General features: G+C 75.1%; 7 protein-coding genes. 4 read left to right on the top strand and 3 right to left on the bottom strand.

Annotated features, from left to right (window positions below):
• Positions 1–94: 94 nt before the first annotated feature.
• Positions 95–1543 (bottom strand): SufS family cysteine desulfurase, encoded by a 1449-nt coding sequence (locus tag AB0P03_RS40245; RefSeq protein ID WP_363633679.1) that lies wholly within the window; start codon positions 1541–1543, stop codon positions 95–97.
• On the bottom strand, positions 1530–2948 hold the full coding sequence (locus AB0P03_RS40240; protein ID WP_363633677.1) for a family 2B encapsulin nanocompartment shell protein: 1419 nt from the start codon (positions 2946–2948) through the stop codon (positions 1530–1532). The genes AB0P03_RS40245 and AB0P03_RS40240 overlap by 14 nt, the downstream gene beginning before the upstream one ends.
• 448 nt (positions 2949–3396) lie before the next feature.
• Between AB0P03_RS40240 and AB0P03_RS40235 the strand changes: the two genes are divergently transcribed.
• The 3 genes from AB0P03_RS40235 to lanL all read left to right on the top strand — a co-directional run bounded on the left by AB0P03_RS40235 (position 3397) and on the right by lanL (position 7032).
• On the top strand, positions 3397–4059 hold the full coding sequence (locus AB0P03_RS40235) for a pyridoxamine 5'-phosphate oxidase family protein (RefSeq protein ID WP_363589547.1): 663 nt from the start codon (positions 3397–3399) through the stop codon (positions 4057–4059).
• A gap of 223 nt (positions 4060–4282) precedes the next feature.
• A complete protein-coding gene (locus tag AB0P03_RS40230; protein WP_363589549.1) occupies positions 4283–4450 on the top strand; it encodes an SflA family class IV lanthipeptide in 168 nt (55 codons plus the stop codon).
• A gap of 38 nt (positions 4451–4488) precedes the next feature.
• Positions 4489–7032, top strand: coding sequence for a class IV lanthionine synthetase LanL (lanL, locus tag AB0P03_RS40225; protein ID WP_363633675.1), 2544 nt, complete (start codon positions 4489–4491; stop codon positions 7030–7032).
• Between the two features lie 76 nt (positions 7033–7108).
• On the opposite strand, the gene AB0P03_RS40220 is transcribed toward lanL, so the two are convergent.
• The gene (locus AB0P03_RS40220) at positions 7109–7951 is read right to left on the bottom strand and encodes an alpha/beta hydrolase (protein WP_363589553.1); all 843 of its coding nucleotides are present in this window, start codon (positions 7949–7951) and stop codon (positions 7109–7111) included.
• A 93-nt stretch (positions 7952–8044) separates the two neighbouring features.
• Here AB0P03_RS40220 and AB0P03_RS40215 point away from each other — a divergent pair, with 93 nt between their 5' ends.
• Entirely contained in the window at positions 8045–8605 is a 561-nt protein-coding gene (locus tag AB0P03_RS40215; RefSeq protein ID WP_363589555.1) for a helix-turn-helix domain-containing protein, read from the top strand.
• Positions 8606–8728: the final 123 nt, after the last annotated feature.

Here is an 8728-nt window from a genome sequence, read left to right as displayed (position 1 = left end):
CGGCGGGGGTGGGCGTCGCGGGCGCGGGGGGCGGGGGGGGGGTGGTGCGGTCCCGCCCCGCCGCCCCCCCCCACCCGCCCGCCGCCGCCCCGGCCTACCCCGCCGAGGCCGCCTGGACGCCCTGGAGGGCGGACACCAGGGCGTCGACGTCCTGCACGGTGTTGTACAGGGCCAGCGAGGCCCGCACCGCGCTCTGCAGGCCGAAGGCGGCGAGCGCCGGCTGCGCGCAGTGGTGCCCGGCGCGCACCGCGATGCCTTGCTGGTCGAGCGCCCCGGCCAGGGCCATCGGGTCGGTGCCGGCGAGCAGGAAGGTCAGCACCCCGATCTTCTCCGGCGCGTCGCCGATCAGGCGCAGCCCGGGGACGGTCGCCAGCGCGCCCATGGCGTACGCGGTGAGCTGTTCCTCGTACGCGGTGGCGGCCTGGCGGTCCAGCCCGGCCAGGTACCGCAGCGCCGCCCGCAGGCCGGCCACCCCGCCGATGTGGCCGGTGCCCGCCTCCAGCCGGTGCGGTACGGGCGCGTAGGAGGTCTCCTCGAAACCCACCGAGTCGATCATGTTGCCGCCGCCCTGCCACGGGGGCATGGCCTCCAGCAGCTCGCGCTTGCCGAAGAGCACGCCGATGCCGGTCGGGGCGAAGATCTTGTGCCCCGAGAAGGCGTAGAAGTCGGCGTCCAGCGCGGTGACGTCCACCGGGAAGTGGCTCACCGCCTGTGCGCCGTCCACCAGGACCTTGGCGTCGTACCGGTGCGCCAGCGCGGTCATCTCGGCCACCGGCGGGACCGTCCCCAGCACGTTCGAGGCGTGGGTGAGCGCGACGAGCTTCGTCCGCGACCCGAGCAGGTCCCGGTAGGCGTCCTGGTCGAGCTGCCCGTCGGGGAGCAGCGGGATCGGCCGGATCCGGGCCCGGCGCTCCTTGGCGATCAGCTGCCAGGGCACCAGGTTGGAGTGGTGCTCGGCCGCCGAGACCAGGATCTCGTCGCCCACGCCGAGGTTGGCGCGGCCCCAGGATTGTGCCACCAGGTTGACGGCCTCGGTGGTGCCCCGGACGAAGACGATCTCGCCGGCGTCCTGGGTGCCGAGCAGCTTGGCGGCCTCCTCGCGGCCCTCCTCGTAGACCTGGGTCGCCTGCTTGGCGAGGGTGTGTGCACCGCGGTGGACGTTGGAGGTGCCCATCGAGTAGTGCTCGGCGACCGCCTCGGCCACCTGGCGCGGCTTGAGGGTGGTGGCCCCGTTGTCGAGCCAGACCAGCGGGTGGCCGTTCACCTCCCGGTGCAGCTGGGGGAAGTCCCGCCGGACGGCCTCGACGTCGAACCCGCCCGGCGGTGCGGAGGGCGGGGTGGCGGGGTCGGCCCGGGCCGCCTGGTCCGGCTGCTGCGGCAGCCAGTACCGCGGACCGCCCGCCGCGTGGGCGAGCGCTGCGGGCAGCGGGACCGGGCCGGGTACCAGGCCGCTTCCCGGGCTCGTCGAGGAGCCGGTGTCGAGCGGCGGTCGACCCACTCCGGTGACCCCGGTACCGCGCCCGAATCCGTCAGGAGTAGTCATGGTAGTTCGACACCTCGACGTTCTGGAGCACCGCGATGGCGTCGTCCACCAGCGCGGCGGCCGAGAAGTAGCTGGTGACCAGGTACGAGGTGATGGCCTGCCGGTCCACTCCCATCGCCCGCACCGAGAGGCCCGGCTCCACCTCGTCCGGGACCTTCGACGGGCGCAGGCCCACCACGCCCTGACGGTCCTCGCCGACCCGCATCAGCAGGATGTTCGTGGTGCCGGGCGCCGAGGTGGCCGAGCCCTTCAGGTCGAGCTTGTCGGAGGGCAGCAGCGGGACGCCGCGCCAGGTCAGGAACGGACTGCCGAAGAGTTCCACGATCTGCGGCGGCACCCCGCGCCGGGTGCACTCGCGCCCGAACGCGGCGATCGCCCGCGGGTGGGCGAGGAAGAACGCCGGCTGCTTCCAGACCCGGGCCAGCAGCTCGTCCATGTCGTCCGGGGTCGGCGCGCCCTTGCGGGTGCGCACGCGCTGGTTGGGCACGACGCTGTTGAGCAGCCCGTACTCGGGGTGGTTGAGCATCTCCCACTCCTGGCGCTCGCGCAGCGCCTCGGTGGTCAGCCGCAGCTGGGCCTGGACCTGGTCGATCGAGGAGTTGTAGACGTCCGCGACCCGGGTGTGCACCTTGAGGACGGTTTGCGCGATGCTCAACTCGTACTCGCGGGGGGCCTCCTCGTAGTCCACGAAGGTCTCCGGCAGGTACGGCTCGCCGGAGTGGCCCGAGGTGAGGTCGATCGGGTGCTCGCGGTCGGCGGGCTCCCGGCGGTCGTTGCCGAAGGCGTCCAGCTGAGCGCGCAACGACGGCTCACGGTCGGCGAGTTCGACGAGCATCCGGCGGTCGAGGGAGAGCACGGTACACGCGCTGACCGCCTTGACCCGGTAGGGCATCGGGGTGCCGTCGACCCAGGCGGTGGCGTCGAAGAAGTCGCCGTCGCCGAGGACGGCGATCAGGGCGTCCGAACCGTACTCCCCGGTGGCGCGCTGCTCGGCTCGCCCGAACGCGATGAGGTGCAGCTGCTCGGCGGGGGCACCGGCGTCGACGATCAGCTCGCCGGGCGCCACCTCGCGCTCGACGAAGCCGTTGGCGAGGGCGGTGAGCAGCGGGCTGTCCACCTGGCTGAGGAAGGGCAGCTCGCGCAGGTCCTCGGCGATCACCCGGGAGGCGCCGTCGCCGTTGACGTAGGTGCTGATCTGCCCGTCGCCGAGGATGAAGCCCCGGCGGCGGTTGACCCGGTAGACCCCGGCCTCCAGGTCCACCCAGGGCAGGGCGCGCAGCAGGTAGCGGGGGGTGATCCCGAGCATCTGCGGCGCGGTCTTGGTGGTGGTGGCCAGGTTCCTGGCGGCTGAGGTGCTGAGACTCTGCCTGCTCTGCTGACTCTGCTGGACGGTCTCGGTCGTCATGGCTGGCCCCTGTTCTGGTCGGGAGAACTGAGTTGGCGTCAAGTTCGTTGCGGAGGCGGGGATTCGGCCTCGGCCGACCCGCCGCGACGATTGTTCCGGCCGCACCGAGGGGGCGTGAGCGTGTTCGATGAGGGGCCGTGAGGACCGGTGCAAACCATCGGGTGTGCACCGTCGCCAAACTCACCCGATCGTATGAATTTATCTATAAGCAGATGTGAGATGTTCGAAAGTTGATCTTGGAGCTGGCCGGGTCGGGGCCCGTGCCCTCGGCCCGCCACCGGTCCCGGCCCGCGTCGAACATCCCGGCCGGGGCCGACACGCACGGCGCCCCGCCGTTCCTCGACTTGGCGCACGCCGGGCGCTTGGATGGATCCGGCCTGGTCACCGCCCGGACACGACCCCGGGACACGACCTCGGGCACCCGCCGGCAAGCCGAGGAGCCACCACCGTGAACGACACCCCTGACGCCGTCGACCGGGCCGAACCCGCCGCCGTGGCCGGCCGGATCGCCGAGCGGCGCGAACAACTCGGCCTCAGCGAGGACGACCTCGCCCACCAGGCGGCCATGGCCCCCCGCTACCTCCGCTACCTACTCGAAGCCGGACCGGCCTTCGATCCCGGCGGCTTCGTCCGGATCGCCGCCGCACTCGGCCTCAGCCGCGGCGAACTGCTCGAAGGCCGCGCCGACGCCCCGCCCGGCCAGGGCGGCCCTGGCCCGCACCCGCGGCTGTTCGGCCTGACCGAACCCGAGTGCTGGGAGCTGATCGGCACCCACGGCGTCGGCCGCATCGCCCTGCCGCTCCAGCCGGGCCCGGTCGTCGTCCCCGTCAACTACGTCGTCGACGACGCCGCCATCGCCTACCGCACCACCGAGCGAGGCGCCCCGGCCGAGGGCACCTCGCTCTCCTTCCAGATCGACCACATCGACGAATACCTCGGCCGGGGCTGGAGCGTCCTCCTCCTCGGCACCGCCCACCACGTGCACGACCCCGCCGTCCTGCACCACCTGGCCGGCCTCCCCGGCGCCATCCCCTGGGCCGGCGGCGACCGGACCTGCTGGATCCGGATCAGCCCGGACGAGATCACCGGCCGCCGCCTGGTGAGCGACTGAACGGTCCGTTCCGGTCGCCGGGAATCGCGGTGCTGAGCGGCCGAGTTGGCGGTGTCGAACCCCTGTCGCGGACCGGTCGGCGTGGCTAGCATGAGGCGCCAACCGCAAGGAACACCGGCCCAGGCCCCCTCTTGCGGGTCACGTCGCATCAGCGTGCCCAGGTGTCCCGCGCGCCCGGCGTGATCCAGGAGAGCAGGTCCAACCCCCAAGGGAGGAACCACCCATGAGCGCAGTGGTGACCGAGATCCGCGACGCAGGCCTGCTGGACATCGACGAGGACGCCATCGTCTTCGAGGACGAGCACGACGCGGACCTCGCCCCGGTCGCGTGTCTCGCCGACCCGTGGGTCACCTACGTTCCGACGCGCTTCGAGTGCGCCGTGGACTGCTGACCCGTACCGAGGAAGCGGACCGGGGGAGGGGCGGAGCGATGACCACACCACCCGACCCCGGCTCCGCCGAGGCACTGCGCCGCCGGGTCGCCGACCTGGCGGCCGCCGCGCCCGGCCCGCGCCGCCCGCTGCACACCGACGGGCAGTGGTGGTACCTCCAGGACCCGCGGATGCCGGCGCGCGCCCACGGCTGGAAGCTCCACCTGTCCGCCCGGCAGGGCCAACTCCCGCAGCTACTGGACGCGGTGGTCCCGATCCTGCTGCGCCGCACCTGCGACGCGAAGTTCGCGGCGGGCGCGGCCGTGCTGCGGGAGCTCAACAGCGGGCTGCGCGGCCCCGCGGCCGTGGGCAAGGCCGTCACGGTCTACCCGGACGAGGCGGACCTCGTCGCGCTGGGAACGGAGTTGGCCCGGGCGCTGGCCGGCTGGGCCGGGCCCCGGGTGGTGAGCGACCGCCGGCTCCGGCCGGACGCGCCGGTCTACTACCGCTACGGACTGTTCCGGGTCACGGACGACGGCGCCGACTACGGCATGACCGGCCCGGACGGGTCGGTCTTCCCCGGCCTGGCCGAAGCCCGCTACCGCCAACCGCCCTGGGCGAGCGACCCGTTCACGCCCGTCGCGGCCGCCGCCCGGCCGCCGACCACCCGGGTCGGCGAGGGCCGGTACCGGATCACCGCAGGGATCACCCGCTCGCCGAACGGCCACGTCTACCGCGCGGTCGAACTCGCCACCGGGCGCGAGGTGGTGGTCAAACAGGCCCGTGCCCACGTCGGCGAGGACGGCGCGGGCACCGACGCGCGCGGCCGGCTCCGGCACGAACGCCGGGTGCTCACCGCCCTGGCCGGGGTGCCCGGGGTACCGGTGCTGGTCGACTACTTCCGGCACGGCGCCGACGAGTACCTGGTCAGCGGCGCGTGCGGGCCGCGCGACCTGCGGCGCGACGTCCTCGCCGCGGGCCCGTACGACCCCGGGCCGGGCACCGGCGGGCGCGACTGGTGGGACCTGGCGCGCGGACTGCTGCGGACCCTGGACGCGGTGCACGCGCGCGGCGTGGTGGTCTGCGACCTGAAACCCGCGAACGTGGTGCTCGGCGCCGCCGGCCGCTGCTCGCTGGTCGACTTCGGCGTCAGCGCCCTCGACGGCGCCCGACCGCCCGGGGCCACGGCGGGCTACGGGCTGCCCGGCGCCACCGGGACCGACCCCACCGAGGACTACTACGCGCTGGGCACCACGCTGCACCACGCCCTCACCGGCCTCGACCCGGTGGTGATCGACCCCGACCCGGCGACCAACCGTGACCGCACCCTGGCCTGTCTGCGCGCGGCCCTCCCCGGCCCTTCGGACTCGGCGGATTCCGCGGTGGCCCTGGTCGCGGGCCTGGTGAGCCCGGACGGGGACCGGCGCTCGGCCGCCGCCGCCGGCCTGCGGGGCGGGAGGCCGCTCGGCCGACCCCCGGCACGGCGCTCGGCCGCGCCGCGGCGGGCCCCGCTCGGCGAGGCCGTCGACCACACCGTCGGCACCTGCGTGCGGATGGCCCGCGAGCTGGTCGCCACCGACCCGCGCGCCGCCGAACCCCGCACCCTGCTGTCGCTCTACGACGGGGCCGCCGGCCTCGGCCTCGAACTGCTGGAGCACGCGGACCGCCCCGACGCCCGGGCCGCCGCCACCGCCCTGGCCGACTGGACGGCCGGCCACCCGGCGCTCGACCGCCTCGACGGCTCGCTCTACCAGGGCCGGGCGGGCGCCGACCTGTTCCTCGCCCGGGCCGCCGCCACCCTCGGTACGGAGCCGCCCGGCACGAAGTCCCCGTACCACCGCCACCACGAGCCCGCCGGGGCCGACCAGATCGCCGGGGCGGCCGGGATCGGCACCGCCCACCTGCTGCTCGCCGCCCTCGGCCGGGACACCGACCGGCACCTCGCGGCGGCCGCCGCGTGCGCCACGGCACTGACCGCCCGGCCCCTCGACGATCCCGGCGAGGAGCCCAACCCCGGCACCGCCGCCCTCGCCGAGGGTTTCGCGCACGGCCGCGCGGGCATCGCCCACTTCCTCCTCGCCCGGCCCGACGAGGCGTCCCGCCGGACCGCCCGCCGCATCGTCGACGGACTCGCCGCCGACCTCCCCCGCCTCAGCGCGGCCGCCCTGCGGCCCGGGGCGACCCGCCGCTACCTCTCCTGGTGCCGGGGCCTGGCAGGCCTCGGCACGGTCCTCGTCCAGGCCGGAATCCGGTACGGCGACGACACCCTCCTCGCCCTGGCCGCCGACGCGGCCGACACCTGCCGGACGCTCGCCCCGCGCACCGCCCTGGTGGTCCGCTGCTGCGGCCTGGCCGGAGTCGGCGACCTCCTCGTGGACCTCGCCGCGGCCACCGGCGACTCCCGCCACTGGCACGCGGCGGAGCAGCTGGCAGCCCTGCTCCTCACCCGCGCCGGCGGGCCGGCGGGCCGCCCGGTCTTCCCCGGCGGCGACCCGACCGCAGAGTCCCGCGCCTGGGCGGTCGGGACACCCGGAGTGCTGACGTTCCTGCGCCGGCTGTCCCGTCGCGGCGGCCCGGTGCCCGGACTGCTGCCGCTGGCGTGAACCGGCCGAGGTCGGCGATCGGGTCGGACGGGCGGACGTTCTGCGGCCGGTCGACCGAGGCCCGGTGGCCCACCGCTCAGCCGCGGTCGAGGAGTTCGCGGATCCGGGCGGCGACCACGTCGGGCCGCTCGCCCTGGATGAAGTGGCCGGCGGCGACGGTCTCGTAGCGGCCGTCGGGGAGGGTTTCGGTCCAGCGGCGCTGGTGTTCCTGGAGGGCGGGGTGGGTGCGTTCGCCGCCTCGGCGGGGACGGTCGGCGGACAGCAGGACGGTCGGGCAGACGGGGGGTGCCGGGGGTTCGGCGCGCAGCCGGGGGACGGCGGCCGCGACGGCGCGGAACTCGCGGCGGGTCTGGGCGAGGCCGGCCGGGACGAAGTCCTCGGCGAGCATGGTCTCGTAGGTGTCGGTGGGGAAGACCCGGCGGGCGGTGCCGCTGAGCAGACGGGCCACCAGGCGGCTGCGGACCAGGGGTTGGCCGATGGCGAGCGTGCGGTCGACGCGGCGGGCGATCTGGTCGATGGTGTCGAAGGCGGGCGCGGTCTCCGGTGTGGTGTCGACCATCAGGATGCCGCGCAGCCGGGGCGCGAGGCGCTGGTACGCGAGGCGGGCGACCAGGCCGCCCATGCTGTGGGCGACCAGGACGAACCGGCCGGGGGCGACGGCCTCGGCGAGGGCGACCAGGTCGGCCGCCAAGTCGTCGAGGTCGAGGGGGGCGTCGGTGCGGGCGCTGCGGCCGAAGCCGGCGCGGTCGTAGGCGACCAGCCGGGCACGGTCCGCGAGCAGCGGCAGGACCGGGTCCCAGGAGACGCGGCCGAGGCCCTGGCCCGACTCGAAGAGCACGACGTCCGTGCCGTGTCCGGACTCCTCGACGTAGAGCGATCGCCCGTTGACGGTGATGGCCCGCCCGTTCGTCTGGCGCATGGTGCTTCCCCCCTGGGAACCGGCACCCGGGTCGTCTCCCGGGCGCACTGTTTTCATCTTTGATAAAGATAGCGACTGTGAAATCGTGGGGCAATGGACCTCGACGCGGTAGACCTCCTCCTCCACCCGGTGCGCCTGCGTGTGGTGCACGCTCTCGCCGGCGGGCAGGTGCTCACCACGTCGCAGCTGTGCGAGCGGCTGTCCGGCGTGTCGAAGGTGACGGTGTACCGGCACGTCGCGCTGCTCGCCGAGGCCGGCTTCCTGGAGGTCGCCGAGGAGCGCCGGGTGCGCGGCGCCGTCGAGCGGCACTACCGGCTGCGCGAGGACCGTCCGGTCGTGGACGCCGCCGTGGCCGCCACGATGACGCGGGAGGACCACCGCCGGGGCTTCGCCGCCGCGATGGCCGTCCTGATCGCCGAGTTCAACGCCTACCTCGACCGCGAGGACGCCGACCCGGCCGCCCAGGGAGTGGCCTACCGGCAGGGCACGTTCTGGCTCGACCCGGCGGAACTCGCCGAGTTCAGCGGCGAGTTGCGTGCCGTCCTGGAGCCCCGGCTGGCGAACGGGCCGGGGCCGGGCCGGGAGCCGTACCTGCTCAGCCCGATCCTCTTCCCCGCCGCGCCGCCGGCCGCCGGCCCGTCCCCGATGGAGTAACACGAAACGGCGGGGGGGGGGGGGGGGGCGCGGGGGGGGGGGGCCGCCCCCGCACGTGGGCCCGGGGCGGCCCGCCCAGCCAGGAGGTGCGCAGCGCGCAGAGGAAGGAAAGCAGCCCGAACC

Origin of the sequence: Kitasatospora sp. NPDC088779, from assembly GCF_040685395.1 — a bacterium.
Lineage (GTDB): Bacteria > Actinomycetota > Actinomycetes > Streptomycetales > Streptomycetaceae > Kitasatospora.
Note: the sequence above shows the minus strand (reverse complement) of the source record. Positions and strands in the feature narration are given on the sequence as shown.

What these genes read in the sequence shown, in the direction of transcription:
- AB0P03_RS40245 (WP_363633679.1), bottom strand. Translation starts at nt 1,543, where the DNA reads ATGACTACTCCTGACGGATTCGGGCGCGGTACCGGGGTCACCGGAGTG.
- AB0P03_RS40240 (WP_363633677.1), bottom strand. Translation starts at nt 2,948, where the DNA reads ATGACGACCGAGACCGTCCAGCAGAGTCAGCAGAGCAGGCAGAGTCTC.
- AB0P03_RS40230 (WP_363589549.1), top strand. Translation starts at nt 4,283, where the DNA reads ATGAGCGCAGTGGTGACCGAGATCCGCGACGCAGGCCTGCTGGACATC.
- lanL (WP_363633675.1), top strand. Translation starts at nt 4,489, where the DNA reads ATGACCACACCACCCGACCCCGGCTCCGCCGAGGCACTGCGCCGCCGG.
- AB0P03_RS40220 (WP_363589553.1), bottom strand. Translation starts at nt 7,951, where the DNA reads ATGCGCCAGACGAACGGGCGGGCCATCACCGTCAACGGGCGATCGCTC.
- AB0P03_RS40215 (WP_363589555.1), top strand. Translation starts at nt 8,045, where the DNA reads ATGGACCTCGACGCGGTAGACCTCCTCCTCCACCCGGTGCGCCTGCGT.